Here is a 13,749-nt window from a genome sequence, read left to right as displayed (position 1 = left end):
CACTAACCCGCTTTGAAAGGATTTCATCATGGCTACCCTGCTTCGTATCGATGCCAGTGCCCGTACCGAAGGCTCCTATTCGCGCCAGCTCGGCGACAGTTTCGAGACATCGTGGATTGCCCGCAATCCCACTGGCACGGTCGTCCGTCGCGACCTGGCGCTGACGCCGGTGCCGCAGATCGCCAATGAGACGATCGCGGGCTTCTACACGCCAGCCGAGGCGATGACCGATGCGCTGCTTGATGCGACCGCGCTTTCGGATGGGTTGATCGCCGAATTGCGCGCGGCTGACGTGCTGTTGGTGACGACGCCCATGTATAATTTCGGCATCCCCGCCGCGCTCAAAGCCTGGGTCGATCAGATCGTGCGGATCGGCCACACGTTCAGCTACGACGGTACCAGCTTCACAGGGCTCGTCACCGGCAAGCCTGTGACGATCGCGATCGCCTATGGCGCCGGTGGCTATGGCGAAGGCGGCGCGCTTGCCGCGTTAGATCTCGTGCGGCCCTATCTGGCGACGCTGTTCGGCTTCCTCGGCTTTAACGACGTCCGCTTCGCCGTGATCGAGGCGACCACCGGCGACCCGATCGCACTCGATACCGCGCTCAACATCGCGCGGGGCACCATTGCCGCCCTCGCGGCCTGATCCATGCAAACAAGGACAACAACCATGAACAAGATCGATTTATACGGCAGCATTGCGTTCGTCACCGGCGCCAGTCGAGGCATCGGCGCCGCGATTGCGCGGCGTCTGGCAACCGCCGGCGCGCATGTCGTGGTGAGCGGGCGCCAAGAGGCCGCTGCACGGGCGGTCGCGGAAAGCATCCGGTCTGCAGGCGGTGCCGCAGAGTCGACTGGCGGTGACGTTACCCAATTCGGCGATGTCACCGCGGCAATCGGCGGCGTCGCTGCGCGGCACGGCCGGATCGACATCCTCATCAACAATGCCGGGGTAATCGATCCGATTGCCCGACTGGCCGACAGCGATCCGGCGGCGTGGCAAGCCGCAGTCGAGGTAAATTTGCTCGGCGTCTATCACGCCAGCCGTGCCGCCTTGCCGCATATGCTGGCACGCGGCAGTGGTACGATCATCGCGCTGAACTCGGGTGCCGCCAACGCGCCGCTGGAAGGCTGGAGCCATTACTGCGCCACCAAGGCAGCGGTGCAGATGCTGACGCGCCAGATCGACAAGGAATATAGAGAGCTTGGAATCCGGTCTCTTGGGCTTAGTCCGGGGCCAGTCGCCGGGGACATGCAGGCCGCCATCCGCGCGTCGGGGATGAATCCGGTCAGCCGTCTCAACGATGCCGATTACATTCCGCCGGAATGGGCCGCAGAGGCCGTCGCCTGGCTTTGCACCCCGGCAGCCAATGCCTTTTTGGGAACTGATTTTTCGATCAAGACGCAAGAGGGAAGAAAGCTGCTCGGCCTCGATTGATTCCACTCAGGGACTACGGGCCCCGGATTATCGGACCATCTCGGTCGACCGCCCAACAGGTCCAGATCCGACAGATACCGGCCATCATCGCCACAGCGGCGGATGGCCGGACAGTTCCAGGTTTGGACATGCCCGGGGGGTTCGAGGGTCTCGAACCTACGACCGCTTTCGGTGCCATACGAGATAACGCTAAATCACTGACATTGAGGCGCGTAGCTGTCGTCAGCTAAGGGGTCCGCAATTCGGGCTCTATCGGTCCCAAACCCTGACGCATCCCATAGCAACCCCGCCATCGCCGCCGCCCATCGCGCAGGTTCGGCACCCCCGGTCCGGCGATGTTCCCGCACCATGCCGCTTGCGCCAAATCTCCACACGCGGCTGACGCATGCTCCACGGAGTGCCTCCATTGCCCGATCATCAACGGCACTGACGCCGGAGATTTTTATCCAGGGAGGTTTTTCCGTGAAGCTTTATACTGCAGTGAGCGCGTTCGTTCTTTTCGTTGTCCCGCATTTTGCCCAGGCGCAGGAAGCGCCCAGCTTCACTGGGCTGAAGGCGGGGGTCGAAGTCAGTCGCGAGCGGATCAGCGTGCGGAACGATCCGGGCGCGATCGGGGCGACGGGCACGGCGAGCCGCAGTGGCATCGGCTATCGCGGTTATGTTGGGTATGATGTCCAGCTGGGCAATGTCGTGATCGGTGCCGAAGCCGGGCTGGGCGGCGGTGGCAAAAGCGTGCGCCAGACGAGCGTGCGCGGCCAGTATCTCGTCGATCCGGGTCTGACTTATGACCTGACGGCGCGGGCCGGTATTGTCGTCGCGCCGGGGCTGCTGGTTTATGGTCGCGGCGGGTATCGCTGGTTGCAGACCGACCGGATCACCACACCGGTGAACGGCGCGCGGATCGTGCGCGAACAGACCGATGGCGGGGCAACCTATGGCGCGGGTGCCGAAGTGAAGATCGACGAGCATTTCTCGCTCCGCGCCGAATATGACCGCACCGTTTATGATCGCGGGCTGCGCGGCAACAAGTTTGCGGTGGGAGCGGCGTTCAAGTTCTGAGGCTGGCTGGCGCCTGGTCAACGCGCCCGCTCCTCTCAAGGGGGGGGCGTGGTGGCGACCGATTGTCATCGTCTTTACCAAATCGGTTAAAAACACTTGACAGTGTCACGCTGTTTCGGTACATAACAGGAACGCTGAAGAATTGCGAGTCGGGGCGGTCGGGCATGAGCCGGGCCGCCCCTTCTCGTTGGTGCTGGCGGGGCTGCCGCGATTGGCGCGGGCAAGGGGGAGCGGCGGGGTGGCGAGTGATACGCACAAGCGACCGGCAACGCCGACCGTGACTCGCCCGACTGCCTATACCGGCCGCAAATGGGTGCGCTGGACCGCCAAGAAAAAGGCCGCTTTTCTCGATCATCTGGCCGCGACCTGCAATGTGAAGGCGGCGGCGGCGGTGATCGGGGTTGATCCCGCGAGCGTCTATGCGCTGCGGCGGCATGATCTGGACTTTGCCGCTGCATGGCACGACGCGCTGGAGGCGGGCTATGCGATGCTGGAAACCCAATTGGTTGGCCATGCGCTGTCGGGTGGTGGCGCGCGGCTGATCGACAATGGTGCTACTGATTTGACCGGGCCGATTGATGTCGATCTGGCGTTGCGCTTGTTGGCGGCGCACAAGACGCGCGCTGCTGACCGGCCACGGCGCGGCGGCCCGCCCCGGCAGCTGGCGAGCCCTGACGACACTGATGCCGCGATATTGAAGAAATTACGGTCGATGGAGCAGCGAAAGGCGCAGGCGTGAAGGCGGCGGTTGCGGCGGCGGGCGAGGACCGCGCGCTATTCGATCGGCTGCTGGCGCTGTCGGCTGACGAGCAGGCCGAGGTGATCAGGGCGCTGACCAAGCCGCAGCAGCGCGAATTCAACGAACGCTGGTGGCAATGGGCGCATGACGGCCAGCGGGCGCCGCCGGGGGACTGGCGGCTGTGGCTGATCCGTGCGGGGCGCGGCTTCGGCAAGACGCGCGCCGGTGCGGAATGGGTGAGCGCGCATGCCCGGGCGACACCTACCGCGCGGATCGCGCTGGTCGGCGGGAGTATCGATGACGTTCGCCAGGTGATGATCGAAGGGCCGAGCGGGCTGATTGCGGTGGCGCGGACTGGGGAGAGCGTGCGCTGGCGGGCAGCGCAGGGCGAAGTGCAGTTTGCCTCGGGTGCGCGGGCCTTTGCTTATTCAGCCGGCATGCCGGAGCGGCTGCGCGGCCCCGAACATGACCTGGCCTGGTGTGATGAGATTGCCAAATGGCGCGGTCGGCAGGGTGAGGAGAGCTGGAACAACCTGATGCTGGGGCTGCGCACCGGGGACCATCCACGCGCGCTGCTGACAACGACGCCGCGTTCCAATGCGCTGATGCGGCGGATCATGACGCTGCCCGGACTGGTCGAGACGCGGGGCCGAACGCGCGACAATCCGCATCTGCCGACCAGCTTTGTCGCGGCAATGACCGCGGATTATGGCGGGACCCGGCTGGGGCGGCAGGAGCTGGACGGTGAGCTGATCGAGGATCTGGCTGATGCGTTATGGACGCGGGCGATGATCGAGGCGTGCCGGGTGCGGGCGCTGCCGGTGCTGGTCCGTGTGGTGGTGGCGGTTGATCCATCGGCGAGCATTGGCGGCGATGCCTGCGGGATCGTCGCCGTGGCGCTGGGCGGGGACGGTCTTGGCTATGTGCTGGAAGATGCGAGCGTTAGCGGTGCCTCGCCAGAGGGCTGGGCGCGCGCGGTGGCTTTATGCGCTGATCGCCACGGGGCGGACCGGGTGGTGGCGGAAAAGAATAATGGCGGGGCGATGGTCAAAAGCGTGCTCGCCGCCGCCGATGCGACGATGCCGATCACGCTGGTGCATGCCAGCCAAGGCAAAGTCGCGTGGGCGGAACCCGTGGCGGCCTTATATGAAAGCGGCAGAGTGCGGCATTTCGGCGCGTTTCCGGCGCTGGAGGATGAATTATGTGGGTTGATTACCGGGGGCGGCTATGAGGGGCCGGGGCGGTCGCCCGACCGGGCCGATGCTTTGGTGTGGGGCCTAAGCGAGCTGATGCTGCGAAAAAAGGCAGTCGCGGCCGTGCGGTCGCCTTAGCCGCGCTTGCGGCGGCGCCACAGATCATAAACGGGTTTCAGCGTGAAGGCGGCAACGACCCCGCCGATCATCAGCGTATGCGGATCGCGGAACAGCCAGCCGACCACGCCAATCGCCGCTGCATAAACAGGGATGATGAACAGCATATAGCGGCCAAGCCAGCCGAGATAGCGCTTCGCGCTGTCTTCATCGGCGGCAAACCACAGGAACAAGACCACCGGTACTCCAAACAACACACAAAGCGCGGCGGTGATGATCGGCGAGGAGGCAAGGGTGAGCGGCATTCGGCGATCATAGATTGTCGCGCGTAATCCTCAAGCGGTGGGGCTCAAGCGGCGCGACAACGGCGTGGTGCGCGGTTATGGCATGACGCATGATCCCACGCGAAACGATCGATACGACGGCAGTGCCCGGTGGCGGCGAGATGCGGCTGGTGCGGCGCGGAAGCGACTGGTTCATCATGCTGGGGCGTGAGGAATTGATGTCGAGCCGGATGAGCGGCTCCGAAGAGGCGCTCGCGACGCTGGCGTGCGACCGGGTGGGCCCGGATGCGCGGGTGCTGGTCGGCGGGTACGGGATGGGGTTTACGCTTCGGACCTTGCTCGCGCGGCTGGGGCCGGGGGCGAAGGTGACGGTGGCTGAGCTGGTGCCGGCGGTAATCGCCTGGGCGCGCGGGCCAATGGCTGAATTTGCGGGTGGGTGCCTGGATGATCCCCGCGTGGCGGTGGTCGCGGGCGATGTCGGCGCGGAGATCAGGGCCGGGCGCGGACGCTATGAGGCGATCCTGCTCGATGTCGATAACGGCCCCGACGGGCTGACCCGCAAGGGCAATGACGGGCTTTATACGATGGCCGGGCTCACCGCCGCGAAGGACGCGCTGACACCGGGCGGGGTGCTGGCGGTGTGGTCGGCGGCAAGCGACGACGTGTTCGCGCGGCGAATGCGCGATGCGGGGTTCGTGGTGGACGAAGTGGTCGTGCGGGCGCGGGCGAGCGGCAAGGGCGCCCGGCATGTGATTTGGGTGGGGGTGCGATAGCGCCCACCGATATCTTGAAAAATTGGCCATATGTGTGGCATAGGAAGGGCATGAAGACAGCAGACTTTGAGGCTATAGCTACGCGAGTTGCCCAGCGCGAATTAGGGAACGATTTGGTTGATCACGTCAGCGCGCAAGTCGATATGGACGGTGATGGCGAAACGATCTGGCGCTTGGTAGTCGTACTCACCGAGCCAAAAAATGTTGCGGGCATCAAATTGTCAGGATTTGTTAGGCATCTGCGCGCTGAATTGGAGCCTAATGAACCCTATCCTATTGTCAGTTTTCGGTCTGCAAGCGACAATAGGGATGTGACGTCTGCGGCCGCTTGATCTGATCGCGGCTGCACAAGGGCTGATCGACGGGAGCCGACGCCCAAAGGAGGCCCGCCTGCGCAGGGCTCAAAGCACGTTATATTATGCGATGTTCGACTGTCTCGCACGGAGCTGTGCCGACGGTTTTATTGGGCGTGTTCACGCGGTGAGGCGAACGCGTGCTTGGCGCCAGGTATATCGTTCGCTGGAGCATGGCTTTGCCAAAAAGGCGTGCCGCGATAACTTAGTTGCGGGATTTGGCGTTGATATTCAGGATTTTGCAAATGCATTTGCGAATTTGCAAGAACGAAGACATGCGGCGGACTACGATCCTCATTTCAAACTGACGAAGTCAGAAGTCTTGTCTGACATTGAACTTGCAGCAGATGTAATCGAGCGATTTGAGAGCATGCCGATCAGTGAAAAGCGAGGCTTTGCTGCGCACGCGCTGTTCAAAAGCCGGCCAGCCTGAACCCGGAAATATAAAGGCAAAACCATGAAAATCTTCGGCTGGAAGTCAGCCGGGCGCGAGGAATTGCGCCCGGCTTTGTCGCGTTATGCGCTTGGCCCGGGGCCGCTTTTGGGCGAGTGGCCCGCCTCTTACGAAGCGCAATTGCGCGAGGGCTATGCGCGTAATGCAATTGCGCAGCGCAGCGTTCGGCTGGTGGCGCAGGGACTGAGCGGGGCACCGCTAAGCGCGTCGGACCCGGCGATCCTGGCGTTGCTGGCGGCGCGGTCGGGCGGGCAAGTGCTGGCCGAGACGGTGGCGGCGCAGGTGTTGCTGCACGGTATACAGTGAAGCCAATTGATATCGCTGTCGCGTCGATTGGCAGGCCATTGCAGCTGATGGTATCGGGTATCGGTGACCTGACCGGGCCGGTCGCGGCCACAAACGTGCCGGGCGGCCTGTCGGTGCGCCCACCGGCACCGGTGCACCTGCACGTCCAGCCGACCGAGGAGGGCATGCGGATTACATGGGTTCGCCGCAGCCGAGCGGGCTGGCGCTGGATCGACGGCGTCGATGCGCCGTTGATCGAGGAACAAGAGGCGTATCGGTTGGTGATTTCGCCGCCTGGTGGCGTCCCGCAAGCGCTAGATATGCGCGAGTCCAGTTTTTTGATTTCCAACGAGTTCGCGCTCAGCGGCACGATGATCGATGTGCGGCAGCGCGGGTTTGCGGGCGAATCGCTGCCCGGCACGCTTACCCTGACATGACCCCAAGGAGGGAAAGATGAGCGACGATCCGACGCCCCGATTTGCGCTGCCGCTGTTGCAGCCGGGCCAGGCGCAGAAGGAATTGTATCATAATGAAGCATTGGCCCTGATCGATCTGGGGCTTCATCCCTGCGTGATCGCCATGGGGGTCGATACGCCGCCATCTGCCCCCGTCCTGGGCGCGTGCTGGATCATCGGTACGGCACCGACCGGTGTCTGGGCCGCTGCGGCCAACTATCTGGCCGGCTGGACGGCGGGGGGGTGGCGATTCGTTGCACCCCAGGACGGGATGACCGTCTGGAGCCTGCAAGATGGCGTATATGCAAGGTTTGCGGCAGGGAACTGGACGATTGGCGAGGCTCGCTATGCGCGCCTGTTGATTGATTCGGTGCAAGTTATCGGGCCGCAGCAACCATCCATTGCCAATCCCGTCGGCGGCAGCGTGATTGATGGTGAGGCACGAGCCTCGATCGCCACCATTATTGACGCGCTGGCCACCCATGGACTGATCGCGCGGTGAACCAATCGCCCGCCGGTTGTGGCCATTTCGTCACACTTGCTGGTATTTGTATGCTTGCGTGGAAACTAAGCTTTCGGTAGGGAGTTGGGGCTGTCCGTAGTGACACTCAAGAAAGGGGAATATGATGCGGAAGCTAGCCGTTTCACTGGCACTTGCCTCCACCGCGCTCGCCACGCCTGTTTTGGCCCGCGATAATTCGTGGTACGTTGGCGTCGACGCAGGCGGGGTGCTCGTCGAAGATATCAATTACAATATCGCTGGACGTCCGAATGTTTCGAAGGTCGATCATAATTATGGTTACGACATCGATGGCAACATTGGGTATGATTTCGGGGCGTTCCGCGTAGAAGCAGAGGTCGGCTACCGCCGGGCTTCGACAAGCGCATATACGTCGTCCTCGCCGATCCCGCACTTCAACAGCGCGGGCAATCTGGTGAATGCGGCGCCTGGTACGCGCCCAACCAACGGCAGTGATACGGCGCTTAGCTTCATGGCCAACGCCCTGCTCGATTTCGGTGACGACACCGGGGTGCAAGGCTTTGTCGGCGGCGGTGTCGGTGTTGCGCGCGTAAAGGGCCGCATCGTCAACGCGTTCGGCAACGCTCCCCTGAACGATTCGGACACGGTGTTCGCCTATCAGGCGATTGCTGGTGTTCGGGTGCCGGTCACGGATAAGATTGATGCATCGTTCAAGTATCGTTTCTTCACGGCGCCGAATGCGCAATATGTTGATGTCCGTGGCAGCAGCTATACGGGCACTTTCCGTTCGCACAGCTTGCTGTTCGGCCTGACCTATAACTTCAGCGAACCGGCTGCGCCGCCACCGCCGCCACCGCCGCCGCCACCTCCTCCTCCGCCCCCGCCGCCGCCGCCACCACCACCGGTGGAAGTGGTTTGCTCGCCTGGTCCTTTCATCGTGTTCTTTGAATGGGACAAGTCGACGATCACGCCAGAAGCGGCAAGCATTCTTGATAACGCCATCACGGCCTATCAGAATTGCGGCAATGCGCAGGTTATGCTCGCCGGTCACGCTGACCGTTCGGGTACGCCGAAGTACAATATCGCGCTGTCGCAGCGTCGCGCTGATGCTGTGAAGGGTTATATGTCTTCGCGGTCGATCCCAGAGGGTGTCATCACGACCCAGGCGTTCGGCGAAGGCCGTCCGCTCGTCGAGACTGCCGATGGCGTTCGCGAACTGCAGAACCGTCGCGTGGAAGTGACCTATGGCCCAGGTTCGGGCCGCTAAGTCGCAACCTTAACGGGTTAAGATCGGGGAGGTCGGTGTCATGCCGGCCTCCCCTTTTTTTGTGTTTGTTGGTCTGGACTCCAATTCAATCTGACGGAATCGATGACCGTCGAACGCGGCAACCCGGGGTTCCAGGCAGCGTTCTGTGCAGCGCTGCACCCTTGCTTCCGCGCCGGGATTGCACCGCGTCAGTCTAAATGAAGTCGAGTCGAGCGGCCATTGGCGCAGCCCGGCCAGCCAGCGCTAGCCTTTAGGCGATCCATCTTGCAGTGCCCCGGCCAGCCAATCCGGCACCAGTGCATCTCCCAGGGCTTCAACACGGCGCAGGTCGATCATCACCCCCAAATCGGGATAGCTTGCCCGGGTTCGATCGCTTGCGGGGGCAATCGGCGCGACGACAAGCCGCCGATTGACCTTGGCGCGGTGGTGCATACGCGCGGTATTCTCCTGGCCCACATAGCACCCCTTGGTAAAGCTAACCCCACCCAGCTCGCGGGCATTGGCTTCGAGCCATAGTGTTTCGCCACTACCGAGCTCGTCCACGCCTTCGGTCACGCCATGCGCCAGGCGGTGCTTTTGCCAGCCAAAAGCGACCGGACCGGGGGCAGCGAGCCAGCGATAGCCGAGCGCTGCCAAGCGCGGATCAGCCACACCGCGACCCGGTGTGAGCGACCAGTGCACCGCCAAATCTAGCTGATCAATCGTAATCGATCGCCGCAACCGGTAAAGGCTGAGCCGACGGGTAAGGGTCTCAGCCGCTGCCGCCTCGCAATCGATCAGCACCGCGTCGCCATCGGCCCAAAGGATGAAATCGAACAGCGCCTTGCCTTGCGGTGTCAGCAAGCCGCTCCAGAGCGGGCCTGAGTCAAGGCGCGTGACGTCTTGCGTGACCAGCCCCTGGAGAAAACCATGGACGTCTTCACCAGCGAGACGAAGCACGGCGCGATCAGGGAGCATAGTGGCGGAGTCTGTAATCATGGCGCTGAGGTAAGGCAAAAGCGCCGGAATGAAAGAGCGTGGTGGCCGCGATGCCCTAAATTGCCCAGCTTTCTAATCCCAGCATCGCGTTTCAGAACGGCAACCAACGCTGCTTCTTGCGGAATTTCATATAACCGATATTCACCCCGGCGCGCACACCGACGCCCAGCCGAATCGGGATCAGCACAATGTCCCCACGGCGCAAATAGGTCGCTGAAAACCCGCCGACGAAATAAAGATGCCCCTCTCCCTCTGGGAAGCGGCGAAACAGATCTTCAGTGTCGTAGAGATTATAGACCAGCACAAAGACCTTTGAGGCATTGCCGCCCAGGTCGAACCCCACCGATGGCCCCGTCCAAAAAACTGGGCGATCCCCTTCGATCCGATGCGACATTGTGCCTGAGCCATAGCGCAGCCCAACCACCACCGCACCCGATGCTTCTCTGCCGGCAATATAGGCGTTGGGCTCGCCCTGATCCTTCAATATCTTTTCCAGGATGCCCGCGAGCCCCTCTGCGCCCTTGCCAAAGACACGTTCGCCCGCGCTGAAAAGGTCATTGCGTTGATAGGTCGTGCCAGCGCTGGCGGCATCCTTGGTTGCCTGCGGGCTGGCCGGGGCTGCCGATACCGACGTCGCTCGTGGTGCTCCAGGTTCACTCGGGACCAAATCGCCACGCGGATCTGAATTGGCGGTTGATCTCGGCGTCGGCGGCCCGGGGCGGCTCGACAAATCGCCATCAATTGCCTGGTTGGGGTCGATCGTGCGGACCTGCGCCGCAACTGGGGTGGTGCTCGCCACGCCGAGGATGAGGGCCATCATCATCAGCATCAATTGCTTCAACACTATACGCCCTTCCAACAGCCACTGCAGCCAAAGCATAGCGACCGGAGCAATGACCAAGCAATGAACAGGCGACGATGCGAGTCGGATTCGCGCCCGACCGCGATTGCAGCCGCGAATGAGGACAGTTGAACAGTGACGCGTCCGCGTCTATAGCCGCCGCTTGCTGCCAGCCGGAGACGTGGGTGAGTGGCTGAAACCAGCGGTTTGCTAAACCGCCGTACCGGGTTTACTGGTACCGAGGGTTCGAATCCCTCCGTCTCCGCCAATGCTGATTGCCGAATCGCCGATCTTAAGAGGGTCATTTGGGCGCATCGACGCTCGGTGGCATCCTTCGTCGAAGGACGCGTTCTGCCTATTAATCGGTGGGGCTTCTCTCGTCGGGTATGACCCCGACATACCTGCCGCGCGGCCTGATCAGCCCGCCTGTCGAATTTTGCTCCATGATATGCGCGCACCAGCCGATGGTCCGGCCAAGCAGGAAAAGCCGGAACGGTGCCAATGACGGCAGGCCCAGCGCCTTGACCATCACGGCCATTGCAAAATCCGCATTGGGAAGCGCGCCGGTTTGGTCGAGCACAGCATCCGCCAGAACCTGTAATTCGCGCGGTGCGCTGAGCCCTTGCAGCATCGATTGCGCTCGAGGATCGCCCGCTGGGTAGAGGGTGTGGCCAAAGCCCGGTAATGTCCGATCGCGCGATAGCCAGAGCCTGACAGCCTGTGGCGCGCCGATGCGGTCAGCATCCGCCACCATGGCGCCCAGCGCTTCTGCAGCCCCGCCATGACGCGGTCCCGACAAGGTGCAGAGCCCGGCCAAGATACAGGCAGGCAGTGACGCGCCTGTCGACGCGGCGACCCGCGCCGCGAAGGTTGACGCGTTGAGGTCGTGATCCGCCATCAATACCATCGCCTGACGCAAGCGGTCCGCGATGTCGCCACCACAACCCCAGCCTGTGGCGAGCCGCTCATGCAGCGGCCGGCTCCCTGGCGCTGCGCCGCAGACCTGCGCCAGCTGTCCGACGATCGTTGCGGCTTCCCGCGCGAGATTATTTTTACCCCGCCCCAGAATTGGAGGGCTGTCCGCTGCAATCGCGGCAAGGGCTTCAAAGGCGTTGGACCAGCCGACCGTGCCACTGGCAAAACCGGGCGCGCTCTGCACATCCCACAGAAGCTCTGCCGCTTCTTCCACGCTGGCCTGCTGGGCAAGCGTAACAGCATCAACGCCGCGATAATATATTCTGCCGCGATGAACATTGGAGACACTCGTGGTGATTGACGGCTCTCCCCATGCCATCGAACTCGCGGCAATCGCCGCGGGCCTTTTGCCGCGCGCCTTTCGGGTCGCAACACCGTCGACATCCTCCGCATTATAGAGGCTGCGGCGCGCATCGCTCGGGTCAGGAAGCATCCGAATCTGGCCCCGGCTGACATATGCGTACAGTGTTTGCGGCTTGACCATGAGCCGTGCCAGCGCGTCGTCGCGATTGATCCAGGCATGCATATTGATTCTATCTATCAAGATTGATTGGTCGCGTAAATGCAGCAGGAAGGGGGGTGTTTGGAACGACCGGAGGCACCATGACTGACTTAATCGTGGACAGGATTCTCAAGGACATCTTGGTCGCGCTCAATCTGCCAGCGGCATTGGCGAACCGAGTGACCTTTGGTGGCGACGACCGGTTGCCCTCTTGCTTCCCCGTCTCCGATCTCGCTGCCGCCTCAATCGGGGCCGCCTGTGCGGCTGTTGCGACCCTTGCCGCTGCTGGGGGGCGGGTGGCCAATGTTTCGGTCGATTATCGGCTGGCGTCGCTTTGGTTCGGCTGGTCGATCCGTCCCGAAGGGTGGGCCATGCCATCGCCATGGGACTCGATCGCCGGGGATTATCTGGCGTGTGACGGTTGGATCAAGCTCCACACCAATGCGCCACATCACCGTGCCGCAGCATTGTCAGCGCTGGCGTGCGAACCGACCCGCGACGCCGTGGCAGCGGCAGTAGCCGCGCGCCATGCTGATGCGATCGAAGCAGCCGTGGTCGCCGCTGGGGGCTGTGCGGCGAGATTGATGTCCCGGGCGGAGTGGGCGGCCCATCCGCAAGGCCAGGCGGTCGCCAGCGAACCGATCATCCTCTGGGACGATGCCGCGTCTGGCGAACGACGGGGCTGGCAGCCCCTGCCGGACCGGCCGCTTGCGGGCATCAGGGTGCTCGACCTGACTAGGGTATTGGCGGGTCCGGTCGCGACGCGATTCCTGGCCGGCTTTGGCGCAGAGGTGCTGCGCATCGATCCGCCCGACTGGGACGAGCCGGGGGTCATCCCCGAAGTGTCGCTTGGCAAACGCTGCGCCCGGCTTGATCTGCGCATGCCTGCCGACCGCGACACATTCACCCGATTGCTCGCCGGTGCCGATATCCTGGTGCACGGCTACCGGGCCGATGCGCTTGATCGGCTGGGCCTTGGGGCGACGGCGCGACAGGCGATCAGGCCAGGGCTGATCGATGTTTCGCTGAACGCTTATGGTCATGGCGGCCCTTGGTCCAACCGGCGCGGCTTTGACAGCCTGGTGCAGTTCTCGTCGGGTATCGCCGCCGACGGAATGATGTGGCGTGGTGCCAACGCCCCGGTGTCGTTGCCGGTTCAAGCGCTTGACCATGCGACCGGCTATCTGATCGCTGCCGCCGCCATTCGTGGAGTGATCGCAAGGCTTTCGGGGGAGGGATTGACCTGCGCGCGGCTGTCGCTCGCGCGAACCGCAACGCTGCTCAGCGATCACCGGACCCGTCCAGACGATGGGCCGTTCGTGCCAGCGCAAGAGTCCGACTATGCCAACGCAATCGAACGGACCGACTGGGGCCCGGCGCGCCGTTTGCGACCGCCCGCCGCAATCAACGGCATTCCGATGCAGTGGGACAGGCCTGCCGCCCGGCTCGGTTCGTCCGCCGCGAACTGGGATTAGGCTTGCCTGGCTGCGTCGCTATGGAGGCCGAGACTAGCCTGTCGGCTGAAGGCTCCTGCACGCGCGGGCATAGCGATCTG

At 63.1% G+C, this 13,749-nt stretch carries 17 protein-coding genes and 1 tRNA gene; 14 read left to right on the top strand and 4 right to left on the bottom strand.

From position 1 onward, the window contains the following. Window positions 1–28 precede the first annotated feature (28 nt). From B7Y43_RS11840 to B7Y43_RS11820, 5 genes are all read left to right on the top strand, one after another. Complete coding sequence (locus B7Y43_RS11840; RefSeq protein ID WP_374131864.1) at window positions 29–646, top strand: FMN-dependent NADH-azoreductase; 618 nt, start codon at window positions 29–31, stop codon at window positions 644–646. A 24-nt stretch (window positions 647–670) separates the two neighbouring features. Further along, window positions 671–1,438, top strand: coding sequence for an SDR family oxidoreductase (locus B7Y43_RS11835; protein WP_374131863.1), 768 nt, complete (start codon window positions 671–673; stop codon window positions 1,436–1,438). 462 nt (window positions 1,439–1,900) lie between these two features. Next, a complete protein-coding gene (locus tag B7Y43_RS11830) occupies window positions 1,901–2,497 on the top strand; it encodes an outer membrane protein (RefSeq protein ID WP_374131862.1) in 597 nt (198 codons plus the stop codon). 142 nt (window positions 2,498–2,639) lie between these two features. After that, window positions 2,640–3,236, top strand: coding sequence for a hypothetical protein (locus B7Y43_RS11825; protein ID WP_374131861.1), 597 nt, complete (start codon window positions 2,640–2,642; stop codon window positions 3,234–3,236). Continuing rightward, entirely contained in the window at window positions 3,233–4,567 is a 1,335-nt protein-coding gene (locus B7Y43_RS11820; protein WP_374131860.1) for a DNA-packaging protein, read from the top strand. Before B7Y43_RS11825 ends, B7Y43_RS11820 begins: the two co-directional genes overlap by 4 nt. Here the strand turns inward: B7Y43_RS11820 and B7Y43_RS11815 are convergent. Next, window positions 4,564–4,851: a hypothetical protein gene (locus B7Y43_RS11815; RefSeq protein WP_374131859.1), complete on the bottom strand. Its 288-nt coding sequence runs from the start codon at window positions 4,849–4,851 to the stop codon at window positions 4,564–4,566. The two genes, B7Y43_RS11820 and B7Y43_RS11815, sit on opposite strands and share 4 nt — an antisense overlap. 89 nt (window positions 4,852–4,940) lie before the next feature. Here B7Y43_RS11815 and B7Y43_RS11810 point away from each other — a divergent pair, with 89 nt between their 5' ends. The 7 genes from B7Y43_RS11810 to B7Y43_RS11780 all read left to right on the top strand — a co-directional run bounded on the left by B7Y43_RS11810 (window position 4,941) and on the right by B7Y43_RS11780 (window position 8,898). Further along, window positions 4,941–5,603 carry a spermidine synthase gene (locus B7Y43_RS11810; RefSeq protein ID WP_374131858.1) on the top strand — a complete coding sequence of 221 codons (663 nt, stop codon included), beginning with the start codon at window positions 4,941–4,943 and terminating at the stop codon, window positions 5,601–5,603. Between the two features lie 50 nt (window positions 5,604–5,653). Then, window positions 5,654–5,935 carry a hypothetical protein gene (locus tag B7Y43_RS11805; RefSeq protein WP_374131857.1) on the top strand — a complete coding sequence of 94 codons (282 nt, stop codon included), beginning with the start codon at window positions 5,654–5,656 and terminating at the stop codon, window positions 5,933–5,935. A gap of 91 nt (window positions 5,936–6,026) precedes the next feature. Next, a complete protein-coding gene (locus B7Y43_RS11800; RefSeq protein ID WP_374131856.1) occupies window positions 6,027–6,389 on the top strand; it encodes a hypothetical protein in 363 nt (120 codons plus the stop codon). Between the two features lie 24 nt (window positions 6,390–6,413). Beyond that, window positions 6,414–6,716: a hypothetical protein gene (locus B7Y43_RS11795; RefSeq protein WP_374131855.1), complete on the top strand. Its 303-nt coding sequence runs from the start codon at window positions 6,414–6,416 to the stop codon at window positions 6,714–6,716. Continuing rightward, entirely contained in the window at window positions 6,713–7,132 is a 420-nt protein-coding gene (locus tag B7Y43_RS11790) for a hypothetical protein (protein ID WP_374131854.1), read from the top strand. The genes B7Y43_RS11795 and B7Y43_RS11790 overlap by 4 nt, the downstream gene beginning before the upstream one ends. 16 nt (window positions 7,133–7,148) lie before the next feature. Beyond that, the gene (locus B7Y43_RS11785) at window positions 7,149–7,652 is read left to right on the top strand and encodes a DUF2793 domain-containing protein (protein WP_374131853.1); all 504 of its coding nucleotides are present in this window, start codon (window positions 7,149–7,151) and stop codon (window positions 7,650–7,652) included. Between the two features lie 124 nt (window positions 7,653–7,776). Beyond that, window positions 7,777–8,898, top strand: coding sequence for an OmpA family protein (locus B7Y43_RS11780; RefSeq protein ID WP_374131951.1), 1,122 nt, complete (start codon window positions 7,777–7,779; stop codon window positions 8,896–8,898). A 243-nt stretch (window positions 8,899–9,141) separates the two neighbouring features. Here the strand turns inward: B7Y43_RS11780 and B7Y43_RS11775 are convergent, their stop codons facing one another. Together B7Y43_RS11775 and B7Y43_RS11770 are read right to left on the bottom strand one after the other, a co-directional pair. Continuing rightward, window positions 9,142–9,855 (bottom strand): folate-binding protein YgfZ, encoded by a 714-nt coding sequence (locus B7Y43_RS11775; RefSeq protein ID WP_374131852.1) that lies wholly within the window; start codon window positions 9,853–9,855, stop codon window positions 9,142–9,144. Between the two features lie 112 nt (window positions 9,856–9,967). After that, window positions 9,968–10,699 carry a DUF1134 domain-containing protein gene (locus B7Y43_RS11770; RefSeq protein ID WP_374131851.1) on the bottom strand — a complete coding sequence of 244 codons (732 nt, stop codon included), beginning with the start codon at window positions 10,697–10,699 and terminating at the stop codon, window positions 9,968–9,970. A gap of 193 nt (window positions 10,700–10,892) precedes the next feature. Between B7Y43_RS11770 and B7Y43_RS11765 the strand changes: the two genes are divergently transcribed. Continuing rightward, window positions 10,893–10,985, top strand: a tRNA-Ser gene (locus tag B7Y43_RS11765). A gap of 90 nt (window positions 10,986–11,075) precedes the next feature. On the opposite strand, the gene B7Y43_RS11760 is transcribed toward B7Y43_RS11765, so the two are convergent. Next, window positions 11,076–12,218 carry a citrate synthase gene (locus tag B7Y43_RS11760; protein WP_374131850.1) on the bottom strand — a complete coding sequence of 381 codons (1,143 nt, stop codon included), beginning with the start codon at window positions 12,216–12,218 and terminating at the stop codon, window positions 11,076–11,078. Between the two features lie 77 nt (window positions 12,219–12,295). Between B7Y43_RS11760 and B7Y43_RS11755 the strand changes: the two genes are divergently transcribed. Next, on the top strand, window positions 12,296–13,669 hold the full coding sequence (locus B7Y43_RS11755) for a CoA transferase (protein WP_374131849.1): 1,374 nt from the start codon (window positions 12,296–12,298) through the stop codon (window positions 13,667–13,669). The last annotated feature ends 80 nt before the right edge of the window (window positions 13,670–13,749 follow it).

The organism is Sphingomonas sp. 28-62-20 (genome assembly GCF_002281505.1).
This window is presented reverse-complemented; position numbering and strand designations above follow the sequence as displayed.

Excerpts from the sequence above, each read along its gene's own strand:
- B7Y43_RS11840 (WP_374131864.1), top strand. The coding sequence starts at position 29 with ATGGCTACCCTGCTTCGTATCGATGCCAGTGCCCGTACCGAAGGCTCC.
- B7Y43_RS11835 (WP_374131863.1), top strand. The coding sequence starts at position 671 with ATGAACAAGATCGATTTATACGGCAGCATTGCGTTCGTCACCGGCGCC.
- B7Y43_RS11815 (WP_374131859.1), bottom strand. The coding sequence starts at position 4,851 with ATGCCGCTCACCCTTGCCTCCTCGCCGATCATCACCGCCGCGCTTTGT.
- B7Y43_RS11810 (WP_374131858.1), top strand. The coding sequence starts at position 4,941 with ATGATCCCACGCGAAACGATCGATACGACGGCAGTGCCCGGTGGCGGC.
- B7Y43_RS11805 (WP_374131857.1), top strand. The coding sequence starts at position 5,654 with ATGAAGACAGCAGACTTTGAGGCTATAGCTACGCGAGTTGCCCAGCGC.
- B7Y43_RS11800 (WP_374131856.1), top strand. The coding sequence starts at position 6,027 with ATGTTCGACTGTCTCGCACGGAGCTGTGCCGACGGTTTTATTGGGCGT.
- B7Y43_RS11795 (WP_374131855.1), top strand. The coding sequence starts at position 6,414 with ATGAAAATCTTCGGCTGGAAGTCAGCCGGGCGCGAGGAATTGCGCCCG.
- B7Y43_RS11785 (WP_374131853.1), top strand. The coding sequence starts at position 7,149 with ATGAGCGACGATCCGACGCCCCGATTTGCGCTGCCGCTGTTGCAGCCG.
- B7Y43_RS11780 (WP_374131951.1), top strand. The coding sequence starts at position 7,777 with ATGCGGAAGCTAGCCGTTTCACTGGCACTTGCCTCCACCGCGCTCGCC.
- B7Y43_RS11775 (WP_374131852.1), bottom strand. The coding sequence starts at position 9,855 with ATGCTCCCTGATCGCGCCGTGCTTCGTCTCGCTGGTGAAGACGTCCAT.
- B7Y43_RS11770 (WP_374131851.1), bottom strand. The coding sequence starts at position 10,699 with ATGATGATGGCCCTCATCCTCGGCGTGGCGAGCACCACCCCAGTTGCG.
- B7Y43_RS11760 (WP_374131850.1), bottom strand. The coding sequence starts at position 12,218 with ATGCATGCCTGGATCAATCGCGACGACGCGCTGGCACGGCTCATGGTC.
- B7Y43_RS11755 (WP_374131849.1), top strand. The coding sequence starts at position 12,296 with ATGACTGACTTAATCGTGGACAGGATTCTCAAGGACATCTTGGTCGCG.